We start from the raw sequence: 15,231 nt of genomic DNA, 5'->3' as shown, positions 1-15,231 counted from the left end.
TTCGGCCAGCGTGGTTTAACGGGGCGCCTGAGATCAAGATCAAAAGCAGATCAAGATCAAGAGCGGCTCGCTTCGCATCGTGGTTACGGTTGGGTGCTACGCAGGTGTGTCGATACCTATGGCTATCGGGGGCAAGCCCCCTCCCACATTTTTTACCGTGCCCGCTCAAGGGCAGCGATTACTTCATGCTCGTGAACGCCAACTTCACCCCAATCGCGATCAACACCGCGCCCATGGTGCGATCGAACCAATGCCCCATCTTCGCAAACCCGGCGCGCACGCGCTGCTGGCTGAACAACATGGCCACCAGGCAAAACCACAGCGCCGTCGCCACCGCCAGGTACACGCCATAACCGGCCTGCACCGCCAGCGGTGTGTGCGGGTTGATCACCACGGTGAACAGCGAGAGGAAAAACAGCGTGGCCTTGGGATTCAAACCGTTGGTCACAAAACCTGCGGTAAACGCGCCCCGCGGGGTGCGCTCGCCCACTTCGCGATGCAGCTCGCCTTCCACCGGTGGCTTGGCCGGTTGCGCGCGCAGCGCCTTGAAGCCGATATACAGCAGGTACGCCGCCGCCGCCCATTTCAATGCATTGAACAGCACGATGGACTGGGACACGATCAAGCCGATGCCCAGCAACGAGTAGCCAACGTGGAGGAAAATCGCCGAACCGACGCCCAGCGCAGTCCATGTGCCGACGCGACGGCCATGGGTCACGCTTTCACGCACCACTACGGCGAAGTCAGGCCCGGGGCTGGCGACCGCCAACAAGTGAATCAAGGCTACGGTCAAAAACTCGGCGACGTACATGCTCACTCCATTAAGTAACGGATTATTTCATCTGATAGGCTCAGCAGATTACGCCTTCGAACTCCGCCGCAAAAGGTACAGTTGATGATGAACAAGCGCCGCGCCGTCTTCCTCGATCACCCCTCCCTGGACCTCGGCGACCTCGACCTCAGCGAGTTGCATGACTGCTTCAGCGAGCTGCAGCTGTGCGAGCAGACCACGCCGCAGAATGTGCGCGAACGCTTGCAGGGCGCTCAAGTCGCCATCACTAACAAAGTTCCGCTCAGCGCCGAGCTCCTGGCGGCCTGCCCCGAGCTCAAGCTGATCCTGGTGTCGGCCACCGGCACCAATAACATCGACCTTGAAGCCGCCCGTGCCCAGGGCATCACCGTGAGCAACTGCCAGGGCTACGGCACGCCGTCGGTGGCGCAACATACGATCATGCTGCTGCTCAACCTGGCCACGCACTTGAAGGACTATCAGCGCGATGTGGCAGCCGGCAAATGGCAGCAGGCCAAGCAGTTCTGCCTGCTGGACTACCCGATTGTCGAGCTGGAAGGCAAGACCCTCGGCCTGCTCGGCCATGGCGAACTGGGCAGCGCCGTGGCACGTCTGGCCGAAGCCTTTGGCATGCGCGTGGTGCTGGGCGCGATTCCCGGGCGCCCTGCCCGCGCCGACCGCGTGCCGCTGGATGAACTGCTGGCACAGGTCGACGCGCTGACCTTGCACTGCCCGCTCAACGAGCACACCCGCGACTTTATCGGCGCTCGCGAACTGGCCTTGCTCAAGCCCGGCGCGTTTATCGTCAACACCGCACGCGGTGGCTTGATCAACGAACAGGCCCTGGCCGACGCATTGCGCAACGGCCACCTGGGTGGTGCGGCCACCGATGTGTTGAGTGTCGAACCTCCGGTAAACGGCAACCCGCTGCTGGCCGGTGATATCCCTCGGCTGATCGTCACGCCCCATAATGCCTGGGGCAGCCGTGAAGCCCGGCAGCGGATCGTCGCGCAATTGAGCGAAAACGCCCTGGGCTTTTTCAACGGTGCCCCGCTGCGCGTCGTCGCTTGATAAACTGCGCCCCTTTTCAAGGAGCAGACCATGGATCCGCGCAGTGAAGTACTGCTTCGCCAGGCCGAACTTTTTCAAGGCAACCTGCTGCTGGTCGGCTTGCCTGCCGACGATTTGCTCGGCCGCCTGCCCAACGCCCACGGCTGGAGCTGGCATGCCGGCGATCAGGCGGCGTTGGAGGCGCGTTTTCCCGAGCGCAGCCAGTTCGGCGTGAAGGTGCCCGAACGCGCATTTGAGGCCGCGGTGATTTTCCTGCCCAAGTCCAAAGACCTCACCGACTACCTGCTCAACGCCGTGGCCGCGCGCCTGCCCGGCGCCGAGCTGTTTCTGGTGGGCGAAAAAAAGGCCGGCATCGAAAGCGCGGCCAAGCAGATGATCCCCTTCGGCAAACCGCGCAAGCTGGATAACGCGCGGCACTGCCAGCTCTGGCAGGTCACGGTGGGCAACGCGCCGCAGGCGCCCGACCTGGATAGCCTGGCGCAAACCTTCGAGGTACCGCTGGTCGACGGGCCGCTCAAGGTGGTGAGCCTGCCGGGCGTGTTCAGCCATGGTCGCCTGGACCGGGGCACCGAGCTGTTGCTGGAACACCTGGACAAGCTGCCCAGCGGGCATTTGCTCGACTTTGGCTGCGGCGCCGGTGTATTGGGAGCAGCGGTGAAACGTCGCTACCCGCACAACACTGTGACCCTGCTTGATGTGGACGCCTTCGCCGCCGCCAGCAGCCGCCTGACCCTGGCTGCCAATGACCTGGAAGCCGAAGTACTGACCGGTGACGGCATCGACGCCGCACCGATGGGTTTGAATGCGATTTTAAGCAACCCGCCGTTCCATGTCGGGGTGCACACGGATTACTTCGCCACGGAAAACCTGCTGCGAAAAGCAGGCAAACATCTGGCAAAAGGCGGAGAACTGCGCCTGGTCGCCAACAGCTTCCTGAAATACCAGCCGCTGATCGAAGAGCATCTGGGCATCTGCGCGATCAAGGCCGAGGGCAACGGTTTTCGCATCTACCGGGCCAAGCGTCCCTGACGGGCGTTTGAAAAAGAACGCTTGCCGAAAGGGTTTTGCCTAGGCAGAATCCGCAGCGTCCTAGGGGAGTAGTCTCCCACGAGCGCCATGCTCGTCCGGCATACGTCAACATACTTGGTCAGCAGACCATGGCGTATGCGACCCAGGAGTCCGCACAGACGGACCGGGGTCTGACAAGACCTATGACACGCACACCTTACCCGGGGCGGGAAGGCTGTACGTGTCATAGCCGTGTCGACCCGCCCCTGGAAACCTACCTGATGCTGGATTCATTGCTCGTACCTACCGCAATCGTTGCCCTGGCCGAAATCGGCGACAAGACGCAACTGCTCGCACTCATTCTCGCTGCCCGCTTTCGCAAGCCCTGGCCCATCATCGCCGGCATCGTCGCCGCGACCCTGGCCAACCATGCGGCTGCCGGTGCAGTGGGAGCCTGGTTCGGAAGTTTCTTCTCCGACGCGGTGCTGCACTGGATTCTCGCGGCAAGCTTCTGCGCCACGGCGCTGTGGACCCTGGTGCCGGACAAACTCGACGATGACGAAGCCAGTACCACGCGCAAGTTCGGACCGTTCCTGACCACGCTGATTGCGTTCTTCCTCGCGGAAATCGGTGATAAGACCCAGATCGCCACGGTGATGCTGGCGGCCCAGTATCCGGAGTTGTGGCTGGTGATTATCGGGACCACCCTGGGTATGTTGATTGCCAACGTACCGGTGGTGCTGGCGGGGAATTTTGCGGCGGAGAAGCTGCCGTTGACCTTGATTCGGCGCTTGGCGGCTACGGCGTTTTTTGTGCTGGCGATTGTCGCGGTGTACAAGGCCATGCAGAGCAGTGGCTGGATCTAAGGAACCAGGGCTGTAAACCCAATCCAATGTGGGAGGGGCGGTGCGACGATTCGACTTGCTCCCGATAGCGGTGTTTCAGCTAAGCATTCCTCAGCTGACCCACCGCTATCGGGGGCAAGCCCCCTCCCACATTTGGATCTTTACCAGGCTTGGAATATCAGGATTTTTTGGCCTGTTGGTACAGCGGCATGACCTTCGGAATCGCCGCCTGCAACGAGGCAATGCGGCTATCAGACGCCGGGTGAGTGCTCATGAACTCCGGCGGCGCGCCTTCCGAGGCCTTGGCCATCTTGTTCCACAGCGTGATGGCCGCGTTCGGGTTGTAACCGGCGCGGGCGGCCAGTTCGAGGCCGATCAGGTCGGCTTCGTTTTCATTGCTGCGGCTGTTGGGCAAGGTCATGCCATAGTTGGCCACGGTATCGGCCAGCGCCAGGCTGTCCTGGCCGAGCCCGAATATTGCACCGGCGCCCTGTTTGGCCATCTCGATGCCGTAAGCCTTGGACATGGCTTCGCGGCCGTGTTCGCGCAAGGCGTGGGCGATTTCATGGCCCATCACGGCGGCGAGTTCATCATCGGTGAGCTTGAGATTATCGATCAATGCGCTGTACACCAGGATCTTGCCACCCGGCCCGCAGTTGGCGTTCATCTCGTCGCTCTTGATCAGGTTCACTTCCCACTTCCATTGCGCCGCATCCGGGCGGAAGGTCGGTGCCTGGGCGATCAGGCGATTGGCAATGGCCTGCACGCGCTTGGCGTTGGCGCTGGTCTTGTCCAGAATCCCTTTGCCACTGGCCTCGCCCAGGGTCTGCTGGTAGGACTGGGCGTACATCTGGTCAACTTCCTGGCTCGACAGCATGCTGAACATGTACTGCTTGCGCTCAACCCCCACCGCGCCGCCGCTGGTAGTGTTGACCGACTGACACCCGGCCAGCAGCATCGCTGCAACCAACCCACTTACCGCCAATGACTTCTTCATGAACACGCTCCCTGGAAACATGGCGCGTATCGTAGGCGGACATTTGTATCCGCGCCAGATACATCAGACGTTTAACGGGTGTATTTCGGATCCCTCCCACGTGCCGGCCGATAAGCTCAGGCTCAAGCCGGGGTCAGGCACTCCGGCCCGTTGAGCTTGGGATCGTTGACCATATTGGCCAGCACCCGCTCGCGCAACGCGGCAGGCTCACCGGCCAGCAGGCTTTGCAGCACATGCAGCGGCGTCTCGGGGTCCAGCCAGGCGGCCTGCCCCGCTTCATCCAGGATCAACGGTCGGCGCTGGGCCTGCGCCGCTTGAGTGATGACCGCCGTGCTCAACCACACCTGCTCCTGCACCGGGTACGCCTCCCAGATCGCCGCAAAAAACAGCGTGGAGCCTTCCCCCGGTGTCAGCCAGTATGGGCGCTTGCGCTGGGTGCCGCGCCATTCGTAAAAACCGTTGGCCGGCAGCAGGCAGCGGCGCTGGCGGAACGCTTCGCGAAACATCGGCTGCTCGGCCAGGGTTTCGGCGCGGGCATGGGCGGGTGTGCGGGAGAGGTCGGTGAGCCACGGCGGTGTGAGCCCCCAGCGCGCACGCGCCAGGCTGAGCTGGCCATCGATGGCGCGCTGGATCAGCACCGAATCATTGGGGGAGATATTCCACTGGGCCTGCTGATCGGCCGGGAAACCCGGCAAGGCAGCAAAGGCGGGGTTCCAGCGAAACAGGGCATAACGTCCACACATGGGGCAACACGACTCTTGGGTAAACCGACCGACAGCCTAACAGACCAATACGTCGGGCAAGCTGTCGGCGTCATCAAAGGGTAAGGGCTGCGCGTCGTTATAGGCGGTTATGAGCTCGCGTGCGCAAGCGGCTTGATCATTATCGACCTCCAGTCCCAGCAAGCCGAAGATCGGCAGCTCACCCGTGCCACCGAGCAAATGGCGGCCCACCAGGTGCGCCTCGATGCCTTCGCTGGCAAGCATCTGCTGCAGCAGCTCGCCTTCCATGAGGTTTTCCGGTTCGTAGATTCGCTGCATGGATATACCTGTCAGTCATTCTCGCTGCGGGTTTCGAGCATCCACTCTTCACCATGGACCTGCAGGTCGAAGGTGATCGGTCGGCAACACACCTGGCAGTCTTCTATATAAACCTGATCACCGCCGGACAAATCCACCGTCGTTTCGACCGTTTCCCCACAATAAGGACAATCGTACAGCGCAGTTTCCAGCATCGCAGTCTCCCAGGTGACTTGTGCGTATAATCGCCGGTCTATTGACAGGGCTATTGCCGGCTGAGCCCGTTTACTCACGCCGCCCCTGGTATTTCCTTTACTTACCCTAGCCGTTTCTAACAAGAGAGCATGATGGGCGAATTCGATACCATCCGACCTTACAACGACAGCGAAGTCCCCGCAGTACTGGACCGGCTGTTCAGTGACAAGGCCTTTCTGGACATCCTGACTCACTTTCGCTTCCCGCGCTTTGCCGGCGCGCTGGGCTGGCTGCTCAAGCCGATGATCGCGCGCAAACTGCGCCGTGAATTCGCCGGCGTCACCACCGTGGCGACGCTGCAGGATAAAGTCGAGTATTACGTCGACCATACCATCGACCGCGCGACCGACGGCGTGACCTACACCGGCGTCGAGCAATTGAAGTCCGGCACCGCCTACCTGTTCCTGGCCAACCACCGTGACATCGTGATGGACCCGGCCTTCGTCAACTACGCCGTCTACCATGCCGGCCTGCCGACGCCGCGCATCGCCATCGGCGACAACCTGCTGCAGAAACCGTTTGTCAGCGACCTGATGCGCTTGAACAAGAGCTTCATCGTGCACCGCTCGATCACCGGGCGAAAGGAAAAGATGGCGGCCTACCAGTTGCTGTCGGCCTACATCAACCATTCGATCCGCAACGACTGCCAGTCGATCTGGATCGCCCAGGCGGAAGGCCGGGCCAAGGATGGGGATGATCGCACCGAATCGGCGATCCTCAAGATGTTCCACGTCAGCCGCAAGGACGAGCCGTTCGCCGAAGTCATCCAGTCGTTGAACCTGACGCCGGTGTCGATCAGCTACGAGTATGATCCGTGCGACGCCGCCAAGGCCCGCGAGCTGTATATCCGCGCTACCACCGGCACCTACAGCAAGGCGCCGGGCGAGGATGACGTGAGCATTGCGCTGGGCATCACCGGTTACAAAGGCCGGGTGCACGTGAATTTCGCGCCACCGATTACCGAGCGCTTCGAGGACACCAAGTTGCTGGCGGTCGAAATGGACCGGCAGATTCTCGGTGGTTATCGGCTGTTCCCGGTGCACTACCTGGCTTACGCCCAATGGCACGATGCCGACCCGCAATTGGATGTACCAAAGGCCGAAGACGTATTCCCGGCCGATGAGCTGGCCAAGGCGAAGGCCGAGTGGCAGCGGCGCCTGAACGAATGTCCGTCCGAGCATCGTCCTTACCTGGTGACGCAATATGCAACGCCAGTGCGCAATCAATACCGGGTCAAGGCCGGGATCCCTCTGTAAACATCGAACAAAATGTGGGAGGGGGCTTGCCCCCGATTGCAGTGTGTCAGTAAGCCTATCTGTATCTGACCCACCGCTATCGGGGGCAAGCCCCCTCCCACATTTGTCTGCAGGTGTTCTTAGAAGTGGGTACTGAGCCAGGAAATGGCCAGCGCCAACCCCAGGCCGACGAACCCGACGCGGTAAGCCTGGCGATGCGCCCGTTCGGTACGCGTGTCCAGAAACAACATCGGCTGGTCAATGGCGCGCTCTTCACTTTGCGCGGTGAGTTCGGCCATCGCCCGTTGCGCCCGCAGGCGAGTGATGAACAGCAGTATGGCGCCGCAGCAGGCAACCATCAGGGCAACAGCATTGATCAGCAGCGCCATCGCAAAACCTCGGCGAAACAGTATTCGGGTATCGGTCCAGATACGAACCTGAACGATAGTGGCTCCCTGCGCCTTTAATGCTCCCTCCCCGTTGACGGTTTAATGTATCCAGTAATTTACAGCGTCACCTGAACGTCACCTTAACAGGCCACTCTGTTGCCCTTCGACGCTTGAGGAGCTTGTCATGCTGCACGCGCAAAACCAGGACCGGCTGTATCTGATCGCCCCGAGCGATGAACAGGAAGCCCTGATCGGCGGCCTTGCCTTCAATGTCCAGGACCGCCATTGGCTGGTGTATTGCGCCCTCGCCGGGCACCCGCATGCCGACTTGCCGGAACTGGATTTACTCACGGGCGTGAGCATGCTGGATTTTTACGTCGATACCGCCGCCTGAAAGCGACAGGCATAAAAAAACCGGGCTCAGCGATGAGCCCGGTTTTGCGTGAACAGCTTATTGCGAACTGAGCAACTGGCCGATGCTTGGGTCCTTGAACAGTCGGGTCAACGCATCGCTGAGCACGTCGCTGACCAGCTTGGTGTTGGTTTCCTGGTTCGGCGACATGCCGAAGCGCTGGTTGAGGGAGGCGGCATAGCGGCCGCTGTAGCGACGGGTACCGGCGCTGACGTCGGACTTGAAGGTTGCGCCGATGGACGCTTCGGTCACATACAGGCCTTCCTTGGGCGACTGGTATTTCAGTTCGGCCAAGGTAACGGTCAGTTGCGGCGCGCCGGGCGAATTGGTCGGGGTAAAGCCCAGCAGGCGCACAGCGGCTTCAGCCTGGGCCTGCAGCTTGGGCAGCACGTCCTGGCCGGTCACCGAAATCAGCGCGGTCTCCGGGTACAGGCCGCCACGGGAACCGAGGGTCGGTGACGGGCGACCGTCCACTACACGCACCGATACAGGCTGGCCGTGACCAACCGGCGCCAACTGCGCCGTGACTTTAGGTTGCGGGCTGAGTTGTTGCGGGCTGTTGGCGCAGCCAACCAAAGCCAAACTGGTCACAGTGATCAAACCGAACAACAGGCGTTGCAACATACTCATTTCTCCAGGACTAGGCGCACACAGGCCGCCAGTATAACGGTGCACGCGCATCACCCACCAGCGATCCTGAACCGCAGCTGAAGGCATCGGCAAATTACAATTTCCCATCAAAACGTCATTCCCCTGTCATGCCAGACTGACAACCTTCAAGCATGTAACGCAACCGGTACACAGCCATGCGCCTTCTCAAGTCACTGTTCCTGTCACACAGCCGCCACCGCCACTTTGCCCTGCTCGATGCCCACGGTCATTGCCTGGCGTTCAAGCAATGCAGCCTGCCGCCCGTCGGTGAAGGCTGGGTCGAAGTCGCGGAGACGCATCTGGGCTGGATGCACCGCCCGCTGCCGGCCAGTGCCAGGGTAAGCCCTCAGTTTGTACGCGCACAATCGCACCAGGCGTTGGCCTCCTGACCGGCGCACTAATAAAAGTCATAAAACACGCCCATTTCCATGGCGTTCTTCGCTACAATCTCCCCCCGATTATAAGGACGTCTCCTGATCGGGCCCCGCAGCATCGTTATTGCCTTGGCATTAACCTCCAAATCGCCCACAGAGAGCCGCCCACACAGATCGAGTGAAGCTGGCGTGCTTGCTGTTTCCTGTGCAAACCACCCGTCTTTATCGAATCTGCCAGAGCTGCCATTGCGCTCGGCCACTTGAGTTGTTTGCCCGTTTTGCGGGCCAGGTGCCAGGCTGGGGCAGCCCTTTTTTGAGGTTCACGTCTTCAAAAGAGCGTGAAAAAAACGGGTTTTCACAACTTCACAAGAGTGTGGCGAGCAAATGAATAGTTTGGCGTTTGTACAAGCACCATCAGCGTCTGAAACAGCCCAACACAGGACCGAGCGTTCCTCAATAACCGGAGCTTGAGCCTGTCCGCTACGGATTGGTTGCACGAATCGCACGCTTTGACCATAAGTCGAATTGCCACAGGCGCCCATGAATGCGTTCATAGGCAGATTAGCCGGGCAGGAAGCGTGCGCTGAAGTTGCAAAGAATTGCGAAACGGACATGGCGATCCTCGCCATGGGTAACCTGGGGCAACACGTGAACCGCCCCGTCACTCCTGGCAGCCATGCCGTCAATTTGGTGCTGCAGATTTTGGAGACGCGTTAAATGGCGCATAACGAAGCAGTCGACGTAGTTCTGGTAGGGGCCGGCATCATGAGTGCCACCCTGGCCGTACTGCTCAAGGAGCTCGACCCCGGCCTCAAGCTGGAAGTCGTTGAGCTGATGGACTCGGGTGCCGCGGAGAGTTCCAACCCGTGGAACAACGCCGGTACCGGCCACGCCGGGCTCTGTGAGCTGAACTACACGCCGCAGGCCGCCGATGGTTCCATCGACATCAAGAAAGCCGTGCACATCAACACCCAGTTCGAGGTGTCAAAACAGTTCTGGGCGTACCTGGCCAAAAAGGGCACCTTTGGTTCGTGCAAGTCCTTTATCAGCCCGGTCCCGCACTTGAGTTTCGTGCAGGGCGACAACGGCGTTGCCTTCCTCAAGAAGCGTTTTGAAACCCTCGTCCAGCACCATGCGTTTTCGGACATGCACTACACCGAAGACCGCAGCGAGATGGCCGAGTGGATGCCGCTGATGATGCCGGGCCGCCCGCTCGATGAAAAAATCGCCGCCACCCGCGTGATCAATGGCACTGACGTCAACTTTGGCGCCCTGACCAACCAACTGCTCAACCACCTGACCAGTTCGCCGGACGCCCAGGTCAAGTACTGCAAGCGTGTCACCGACCTCAAGCGCAATGGTGCGGGCTGGACCGTCAGCATCAAGGACGTCAACAGCGGCAACAGCCGCGAAGTGGATGCCCGCTTCGTGTTCCTCGGCGCCGGTGGCGCGGCCCTGCCGCTGCTGCAGGCTTCGGGCATCGAAGAAAGCAAAGGCTTCGGCGGTTTCCCGGTCAGCGGCCAGTGGCTGCGTTGCGATAACCCGGAAGTGGTCAAGCAGCACCAGGCCAAGGTCTATAGCCAGGCGGCCGTGGGTTCGCCACCGATGTCCGTGCCGCACCTGGACACCCGCGTGGTGGATGGCCAGAAGTCGCTGTTGTTCGGCCCCTACGCCGGGTTCACCACCAAGTTCCTCAAGCACGGCTCGTTCCTGGACCTGCCGATGTCGATCCGCGCCGGCAACATCGGCCCGATGCTGGCAGTGGCTCGCGACAACATGGACCTGACCAAGTACCTGGTCAGCGAAGTGCGCCAGTCCATGGAGCAGCGCCTGGAATCCCTGCGCCGCTTTTACCCCGAAGCGAAAGCCGAAGACTGGCGCCTGGAAGTGGCCGGCCAACGCGTGCAGATCATCAAGAAGGACCCGAAGAAAGGCGGCGTGCTGCAATTCGGCACCGAGCTGGTTGCCGCCGCGGATGGTTCGCTGGCGGCACTGCTGGGCGCCTCGCCGGGCGCTTCGGTGACGGTGTCGATCATGCTGGATTTGATCGAGCGCTGCTTCCCGGAGAAAGCCAACGGTGAATGGGCGACCAAGCTGCACGAGATCTTCCCGGCGCGCGAAAAAGTGCTGGAGACGGATGCCGAGCTGTATCGCACGATCAATACGCAGAACAACATCAGCCTTGAGCTGGTGGAGCCTGTAGGAGCGAGCTCGCTCGCGAAAAACGTCAACGATAACGCAGCGCAAGTGGATTAACGCGGCGCTCTCAGGTTCTTCGCGAGCAAGCTCGCGCCTACCGTTAAAAGCGAAACGCCCCGGACTCTTTTGAGGCCGGGGCGTTTTTTATTGCTTCGGATAATCAGCCGCGAGCGTTGTCGATCAGCGCGATGTACTCGGCGGCGTGGCGCTGGTCCTTGATCAGGTCGACAAAGGTCTGGCCATGCTCATCCTTGCCGTCCAGGTCCAGGCCGGCAGCCTTGAAGAACCCCAGGAAGCGCTCGAAGTCGTCGATACGCAGGCCGCGATAGGCCTTGATCAGTTTGTGCAGGGACGGAGAAGTCGCATCGACCGGTTCGAAGTTCAGGAACAACTTGATCTGGTCGTCGCCGATCTCGTCACCGATCACCTGTATTTTATCTTTACGCATTACCGACTCCAGCCTGCAGACATTGACACGGGGTTTGAAGTCTACCTGTGGTGCACAGGCTTCGAAAGCGTTGAAGAGCCAATGTGGGAGGGGGCTTGCCCCCGATAGCGGTGTGTCAGCCCATACCTGTGTGCCTGACCCAACCTCATCGGGGGCAAGCCCCCTCCCACATTTGGATCTTGGTCAGTTCAATCGAACTGCGAAAGCATCCAGCGTTGGTAGTCGGCCACACCTGCATCGCCTTCGCGCGGTGCCCAGGTGGCCAGCTCACCCTCACCCACCGGCCGATAAGGCCCGGCCTTGCATTCGAACATCACCGTATCGGGTTCCAGCACCGCCAGGCCATGGAATACGCCGGGCGGCAGGTCGACGCCCGCGCACTCGCCGCCCGCCTGCATGACGCGCTTGGCGAGGACTTCACCGGTTTCGCTGAATATCAGCAAACCCAAGCGGCCCTTGAGCACCAGCAAGGTTTCCGCCTTGTCCGCGCTCAGGTGCCGATGAGGCGGCACATAGGTACTCGGTTGCAGGGCCACGGCGAGGCGATGACACGGCTCTTCCATCTGGTGGAAGTTGTGATGGTGCCGGCCACGGGGGCTGTCGCCCGCTTTCTCGGCCAACTCTGCAAATAAGGTCTGATCAAGAAAACGGGCCATCGATTACATTCCTTTAACGGCGTAGATGCCATTGGCGTTACGCCAGTAGCCCTTATAGTCCATGCCATAACCGAAGATATAGCGGTCGATGCACGGCAGCCCGACGAAATCGGCTTTCAGCTCGGGGCGTGCCTTGCGATCGTGGTCTTTGTCGATCAGCACGGCGGTGTGCACTTTACGCGCGCCGGCATGTTTGCAGAAGTCGATGATTGCGCCCAGGGTATGCCCTTCGTCGAGGATGTCGTCGATGATCAGCACATCACGGTCGATAAACGACACTTCCGGCTTGGCTTTCCAGAATAGATCGCCGCCACTGGTTTCGTTGCGATAGCGGGTGGCGTGCAGGTAAGACGCTTCCAACGGGAATTGCAGATGGGTGAGCAATTTGCCGGCGAAGATCAGGCCACCGTTCATCACGCAAAAAACCACTGGGTTGGTGTCGGCCATTTCGCGGGTGATGTGCGCGCCGACCTTGGCAATCGCTGCTTCGACTTGCGCTTCGGTGTACAGGCAGTCAGCCTCGTGCATGATTTGACGGATATGCTCGAGATCAGCGGACATGGCGCTCTCCAGGGGGTGCTGTGGCAAGAAAAGCGGGCGAAGGTACGCTTCTACTGCGCTCCAATCAAGCCTTTATGGACTAACGTACTTGATGTCTATAGGACAACACCCTCGGATAGATTAATCTAGGCCGGTTTTTTTGCCCGCCGCCGGAGCCTTTCCCATGCCCACTCGCGAGATCCGCCACCCGCTGATCCGACACAAACTCGGCCTTATGCGCCGCGCCGACATCAGCACGAAGAACTTCCGTGAGCTTGCTCAGGAAGTCGGAGCGCTGCTCACTTACGAAGCCACCAAGGATTTGCCCCTGGAGACCTACGAGATCCCCGGTTGGGCCGGTCCCGTACAAGTGGAGAAAATCGCCGGTAAGAAAATCACCGTGGTCCCGATCCTGCGCGCCGGTATCGGCATGCTCGAAGGCGTGCTCAGCCTGATCCCGGGCGCCAAGGTCAGCGCCGTGGGCGTGGCCCGCAATGAAGAAACCTTGCAGGCCCACACCTACCTGGAAAAACTCGTCCCGGAAATCAACGAGCGCCTGGCCATGATCATCGACCCGATGCTCGCCACCGGCAGTTCCATGGTCGCCACCATCGACCTGCTGAAAAAAGCCGGCTGCCGCGACATTCGCGCCATGGTGCTGGTGGCCGCCCCCGAAGGCATCGCCGCCGTCGAGAAAGCGCACCCTGACGTGCAGATCTACACCGCCTCCATCGACGAACGCCTGAATGAACACGGCTACATCATCCCGGGCCTGGGCGATGCCGGTGACAAGATCTTCGGCACCAAGCAGAAGGACGCGTGACCATGCAGGATGAATTCAACGACCCGCTTTGGCGCCAGATCCTGTCTGGCGCACAGATGCTCTTCGTAGCATTTGGCGCGCTGGTGTTGATGCCGCTGATCACAGGTCTTGATCCAAACGTCGCACTGTTCACCGCAGGCCTGGGCACGTTGTTGTTCCAGGTGGTGACGGGACGGCAGGTGCCGGTGTTCCTGGCATCGAGCTTTGCGTTCATCACCCCGATCATTCTCGCCAAGGGCCAGTTCGGCCTGGCGGCGACCATGGGCGGGGTGATGGCGGCGGGTTTCGTCTATACCTTCCTGGGCCTTGCCGTGAAGGTCAAAGGCACCGGTTTCATCGACCGACTGCTGCCGCCGGTCGTCATCGGCCCGGTGATCATTTCCATCGGCCTGGCCATGGCGCCGATTGCCGCCAATATGGCCATGGGCAAGTCCGGCGACGGCGCCGAGTTGATCCACTACCAGACCGCCATGCTGATCTCGATGCCCGCCCTGCTGACCACCTTGATCGTGGCCGTGTTCGGCAAGGGCATTTTCCGCCTGGTGCCGATCATCTCCGGCGTACTGGTGGGTTTTGCCATGTCGTTCTACTTCGGCGTGGTCGACACGGCAAAGATCGCCGCCGCACCGTGGTTCGCCCTGCCCCACTTCACCGCGCCGGAGTTCAACTGGCAGGCGATCCTGTTTATCGTGCCGGTGGCCCTGGCCCCTGCGATCGAACATATCGGTGGCGTGATTGCGGTAGGCAGCGTGACCGGTCGCGACTATCTGAAGAAGCCCGGCCTGCATCGCACCTTGCTGGGTGACGGGATTGCCACCACGGCCGCCGGCCTGTTTGGCGGCCCGCCCAACACCACCTACGCCGAAGTGACGGGGGCGGTGATGCTGACCAAGAACTACAACCCGAAAATCATGACCTGGGCCGCGGTATTCGCGATCAGCCTGGCGTTCATCGGCAAGTTCGGCGCGCTGCTGCAAAGCATTCCGGTGCCGGTGATGGGCGGGATTCTGTGCCTGCTGTTCGGCTCGATTGCGGCGGTGGGGATGAATACGCTGATCCGCCACAGGATCGACCTGGGTGAAGCGCGCAATCTGGTGATTGTGTCGGTGACCCTGGTGTTCGGGATTGGTGGTGTGCTGGTAGGCACCGGCACCGGCCCGGACGATTTCGGCCTCAAGGGCATCGCCCTGTGTGCGGTGGTGGCGATTGGTTTGAACCTCCTGCTGCCGGGCAACGATGGCTGGAAGAACAAGAAACCTGACGAACCGCTGCTCTAACTAACACCCTGGAACCCAATGTGGGAGGGGGCTTGCCCCCGATGGCAGTGTGTCAGTCAATACATCTATTGACTGACACACTGCCATCGGGGCATAGGTATCTACACAACTCTGTAACGCTCAACCGTAACCACGATGCGCAGCGAGTCGCTCTTGATCTTGATCTGCTTTTGATCTTGATCTCAGGCGCCCCGTTAAACCACGCTGGCCGAACGCAGGCTTGAATCCGTGGGTAACCCGGC

The 15,231-nt window shown here is 60.7% G+C and carries 19 protein-coding genes and 1 riboswitch; of the genes, 9 read left to right on the top strand and 10 right to left on the bottom strand.

Annotated elements, in window-relative coordinates:
- Window positions 1-178 precede the first annotated feature (178 nt).
- Window positions 179-811, bottom strand: coding sequence for a LysE family translocator (locus BFP89_RS12555; protein ID WP_065885813.1), 633 nt, complete (start codon window positions 809-811; stop codon window positions 179-181).
- An 84-nt stretch (window positions 812-895) separates the two neighbouring features.
- On the opposite strand from BFP89_RS12555, the gene BFP89_RS12550 reads away from it, so the two are divergent.
- The 3 genes from BFP89_RS12550 (at window position 896) to BFP89_RS12540 (ending at window position 3,735) form a co-directional block, all read left to right on the top strand.
- On the top strand, window positions 896-1,861 hold the full coding sequence (locus BFP89_RS12550; protein ID WP_065885812.1) for a 2-hydroxyacid dehydrogenase: 966 nt from the start codon (window positions 896-898) through the stop codon (window positions 1,859-1,861).
- 30 nt (window positions 1,862-1,891) lie between these two features.
- Window positions 1,892-2,890, top strand: a complete 999-nt coding sequence (locus BFP89_RS12545) for a class I SAM-dependent methyltransferase (RefSeq protein ID WP_065885811.1) — start codon at window positions 1,892-1,894, stop codon at window positions 2,888-2,890.
- Between the two features lie 51 nt (window positions 2,891-2,941).
- Window positions 2,942-3,061, top strand: a riboswitch (yybP-ykoY riboswitch).
- Window positions 3,062-3,150: 89 nt separating this feature from the next.
- A complete protein-coding gene (locus tag BFP89_RS12540) occupies window positions 3,151-3,735 on the top strand; it encodes a TMEM165/GDT1 family protein (protein WP_005784895.1) in 585 nt (194 codons plus the stop codon).
- A gap of 157 nt (window positions 3,736-3,892) precedes the next feature.
- Here the strand turns inward: BFP89_RS12540 and BFP89_RS12535 are convergent, their stop codons facing one another.
- The 4 genes from BFP89_RS12535 to BFP89_RS12520 all read right to left on the bottom strand — a co-directional run bounded on the left by BFP89_RS12535 (window position 3,893) and on the right by BFP89_RS12520 (window position 5,945).
- Complete coding sequence (locus tag BFP89_RS12535; RefSeq protein ID WP_065885810.1) at window positions 3,893-4,711, bottom strand: M48 family metallopeptidase; 819 nt, start codon at window positions 4,709-4,711, stop codon at window positions 3,893-3,895.
- A 122-nt stretch (window positions 4,712-4,833) separates the two neighbouring features.
- Entirely contained in the window at window positions 4,834-5,454 is a 621-nt protein-coding gene (locus tag BFP89_RS12530) for an SOS response-associated peptidase (protein ID WP_065885809.1), read from the bottom strand.
- A gap of 36 nt (window positions 5,455-5,490) precedes the next feature.
- Window positions 5,491-5,751, bottom strand: coding sequence for a putative signal transducing protein (locus tag BFP89_RS12525; RefSeq protein ID WP_065885808.1), 261 nt, complete (start codon window positions 5,749-5,751; stop codon window positions 5,491-5,493).
- Between the two features lie 11 nt (window positions 5,752-5,762).
- Window positions 5,763-5,945: a CPXCG motif-containing cysteine-rich protein gene (locus tag BFP89_RS12520; RefSeq protein WP_065885807.1), complete on the bottom strand. Its 183-nt coding sequence runs from the start codon at window positions 5,943-5,945 to the stop codon at window positions 5,763-5,765.
- A 132-nt stretch (window positions 5,946-6,077) separates the two neighbouring features.
- On the opposite strand from BFP89_RS12520, the gene BFP89_RS12515 reads away from it, so the two are divergent.
- Window positions 6,078-7,241 carry a 1-acyl-sn-glycerol-3-phosphate acyltransferase gene (locus BFP89_RS12515; RefSeq protein ID WP_176718414.1) on the top strand — a complete coding sequence of 388 codons (1,164 nt, stop codon included), beginning with the start codon at window positions 6,078-6,080 and terminating at the stop codon, window positions 7,239-7,241.
- A gap of 119 nt (window positions 7,242-7,360) precedes the next feature.
- Here the strand turns inward: BFP89_RS12515 and BFP89_RS12510 are convergent, their stop codons facing one another.
- Window positions 7,361-7,609 (bottom strand): hypothetical protein, encoded by a 249-nt coding sequence (locus tag BFP89_RS12510; protein WP_065885805.1) that lies wholly within the window; start codon window positions 7,607-7,609, stop codon window positions 7,361-7,363.
- A 184-nt stretch (window positions 7,610-7,793) separates the two neighbouring features.
- Here BFP89_RS12510 and BFP89_RS12505 point away from each other — a divergent pair, with 184 nt between their 5' ends.
- Window positions 7,794-8,003, top strand: coding sequence for a hypothetical protein (locus BFP89_RS12505; protein ID WP_065885804.1), 210 nt, complete (start codon window positions 7,794-7,796; stop codon window positions 8,001-8,003).
- Between the two features lie 57 nt (window positions 8,004-8,060).
- Here BFP89_RS12505 and BFP89_RS12500 read toward each other — a convergent pair whose 3' ends face one another.
- Window positions 8,061-8,645, bottom strand: a complete 585-nt coding sequence (locus tag BFP89_RS12500; RefSeq protein WP_057724591.1) for a YajG family lipoprotein — start codon at window positions 8,643-8,645, stop codon at window positions 8,061-8,063.
- A 182-nt stretch (window positions 8,646-8,827) separates the two neighbouring features.
- Here BFP89_RS12500 and BFP89_RS12495 point away from each other — a divergent pair, with 182 nt between their 5' ends.
- Complete coding sequence (locus BFP89_RS12495) at window positions 8,828-9,061, top strand: hypothetical protein (protein WP_065885803.1); 234 nt, start codon at window positions 8,828-8,830, stop codon at window positions 9,059-9,061.
- 702 nt (window positions 9,062-9,763) lie between these two features.
- Window positions 9,764-11,302 carry a malate dehydrogenase (quinone) gene (mqo, locus tag BFP89_RS12490; RefSeq protein WP_065885802.1) on the top strand — a complete coding sequence of 513 codons (1,539 nt, stop codon included), beginning with the start codon at window positions 9,764-9,766 and terminating at the stop codon, window positions 11,300-11,302.
- Window positions 11,303-11,405: 103 nt separating this feature from the next.
- Here mqo and BFP89_RS12485 read toward each other — a convergent pair whose 3' ends face one another.
- The 3 genes from BFP89_RS12485 to BFP89_RS12475 all read right to left on the bottom strand — a co-directional run bounded on the left by BFP89_RS12485 (window position 11,406) and on the right by BFP89_RS12475 (window position 12,910).
- On the bottom strand, window positions 11,406-11,693 hold the full coding sequence (locus tag BFP89_RS12485; RefSeq protein ID WP_065885801.1) for a PA4642 family protein: 288 nt from the start codon (window positions 11,691-11,693) through the stop codon (window positions 11,406-11,408).
- 188 nt (window positions 11,694-11,881) lie between these two features.
- Window positions 11,882-12,349: a WbuC family cupin fold metalloprotein gene (locus BFP89_RS12480; protein ID WP_065885800.1), complete on the bottom strand. Its 468-nt coding sequence runs from the start codon at window positions 12,347-12,349 to the stop codon at window positions 11,882-11,884.
- Between the two features lie 3 nt (window positions 12,350-12,352).
- Entirely contained in the window at window positions 12,353-12,910 is a 558-nt protein-coding gene (locus BFP89_RS12475) for a hypoxanthine-guanine phosphoribosyltransferase (protein WP_065885799.1), read from the bottom strand.
- 163 nt (window positions 12,911-13,073) lie between these two features.
- Here BFP89_RS12475 and upp point away from each other — a divergent pair, with 163 nt between their 5' ends.
- On the top strand, window positions 13,074-13,712 hold the full coding sequence (gene upp / locus BFP89_RS12470) for a uracil phosphoribosyltransferase (protein ID WP_003188608.1): 639 nt from the start codon (window positions 13,074-13,076) through the stop codon (window positions 13,710-13,712).
- A gap of 2 nt (window positions 13,713-13,714) precedes the next feature.
- On the top strand, window positions 13,715-14,989 hold the full coding sequence (locus tag BFP89_RS12465; RefSeq protein WP_065885798.1) for a uracil-xanthine permease family protein: 1,275 nt from the start codon (window positions 13,715-13,717) through the stop codon (window positions 14,987-14,989).
- Window positions 14,990-15,231: the final 242 nt, after the last annotated feature.

This window comes from Pseudomonas sp. 31 R 17 (assembly GCF_900004915.1).
In the GTDB taxonomy this organism is placed as follows: Bacteria; Pseudomonadota; Gammaproteobacteria; order Pseudomonadales; family Pseudomonadaceae; genus Aquipseudomonas; species Aquipseudomonas orientalis_A.
Note: the sequence above shows the minus strand (reverse complement) of the source record. Positions and strands in the feature narration are given on the sequence as shown.

Bases quoted from the DNA above. Each gene is read 5' to 3' on its own strand.
- BFP89_RS12510 (WP_065885805.1), bottom strand. From the start codon at position 7,609: ATGGCGCTGCTGATCAATGCTGTTGCCCTGATGGTTGCCTGCTGCGGC.
- BFP89_RS12545 (WP_065885811.1), top strand. From the start codon at position 1,892: ATGGATCCGCGCAGTGAAGTACTGCTTCGCCAGGCCGAACTTTTTCAA.
- BFP89_RS12550 (WP_065885812.1), top strand. From the start codon at position 896: ATGATGAACAAGCGCCGCGCCGTCTTCCTCGATCACCCCTCCCTGGAC.
- BFP89_RS12465 (WP_065885798.1), top strand. From the start codon at position 13,715: ATGCAGGATGAATTCAACGACCCGCTTTGGCGCCAGATCCTGTCTGGC.
- BFP89_RS12495 (WP_065885803.1), top strand. From the start codon at position 8,828: ATGCGCCTTCTCAAGTCACTGTTCCTGTCACACAGCCGCCACCGCCAC.
- BFP89_RS12520 (WP_065885807.1), bottom strand. From the start codon at position 5,945: ATGCTGGAAACTGCGCTGTACGATTGTCCTTATTGTGGGGAAACGGTC.
- BFP89_RS12555 (WP_065885813.1), bottom strand. From the start codon at position 811: ATGTACGTCGCCGAGTTTTTGACCGTAGCCTTGATTCACTTGTTGGCG.
- BFP89_RS12475 (WP_065885799.1), bottom strand. From the start codon at position 12,910: ATGTCCGCTGATCTCGAGCATATCCGTCAAATCATGCACGAGGCTGAC.
- BFP89_RS12500 (WP_057724591.1), bottom strand. From the start codon at position 8,645: ATGTTGCAACGCCTGTTGTTCGGTTTGATCACTGTGACCAGTTTGGCT.
- BFP89_RS12480 (WP_065885800.1), bottom strand. From the start codon at position 12,349: ATGGCCCGTTTTCTTGATCAGACCTTATTTGCAGAGTTGGCCGAGAAA.
- BFP89_RS12540 (WP_005784895.1), top strand. From the start codon at position 3,151: ATGCTGGATTCATTGCTCGTACCTACCGCAATCGTTGCCCTGGCCGAA.
- BFP89_RS12505 (WP_065885804.1), top strand. From the start codon at position 7,794: ATGCTGCACGCGCAAAACCAGGACCGGCTGTATCTGATCGCCCCGAGC.
- BFP89_RS12535 (WP_065885810.1), bottom strand. From the start codon at position 4,711: ATGAAGAAGTCATTGGCGGTAAGTGGGTTGGTTGCAGCGATGCTGCTG.
- mqo (WP_065885802.1), top strand. From the start codon at position 9,764: ATGGCGCATAACGAAGCAGTCGACGTAGTTCTGGTAGGGGCCGGCATC.
- BFP89_RS12485 (WP_065885801.1), bottom strand. From the start codon at position 11,693: ATGCGTAAAGATAAAATACAGGTGATCGGTGACGAGATCGGCGACGAC.
- BFP89_RS12515 (WP_176718414.1), top strand. From the start codon at position 6,078: ATGGGCGAATTCGATACCATCCGACCTTACAACGACAGCGAAGTCCCC.
- upp (WP_003188608.1), top strand. From the start codon at position 13,074: ATGCCCACTCGCGAGATCCGCCACCCGCTGATCCGACACAAACTCGGC.
- BFP89_RS12530 (WP_065885809.1), bottom strand. From the start codon at position 5,454: ATGTGTGGACGTTATGCCCTGTTTCGCTGGAACCCCGCCTTTGCTGCC.
- BFP89_RS12525 (WP_065885808.1), bottom strand. From the start codon at position 5,751: ATGCAGCGAATCTACGAACCGGAAAACCTCATGGAAGGCGAGCTGCTG.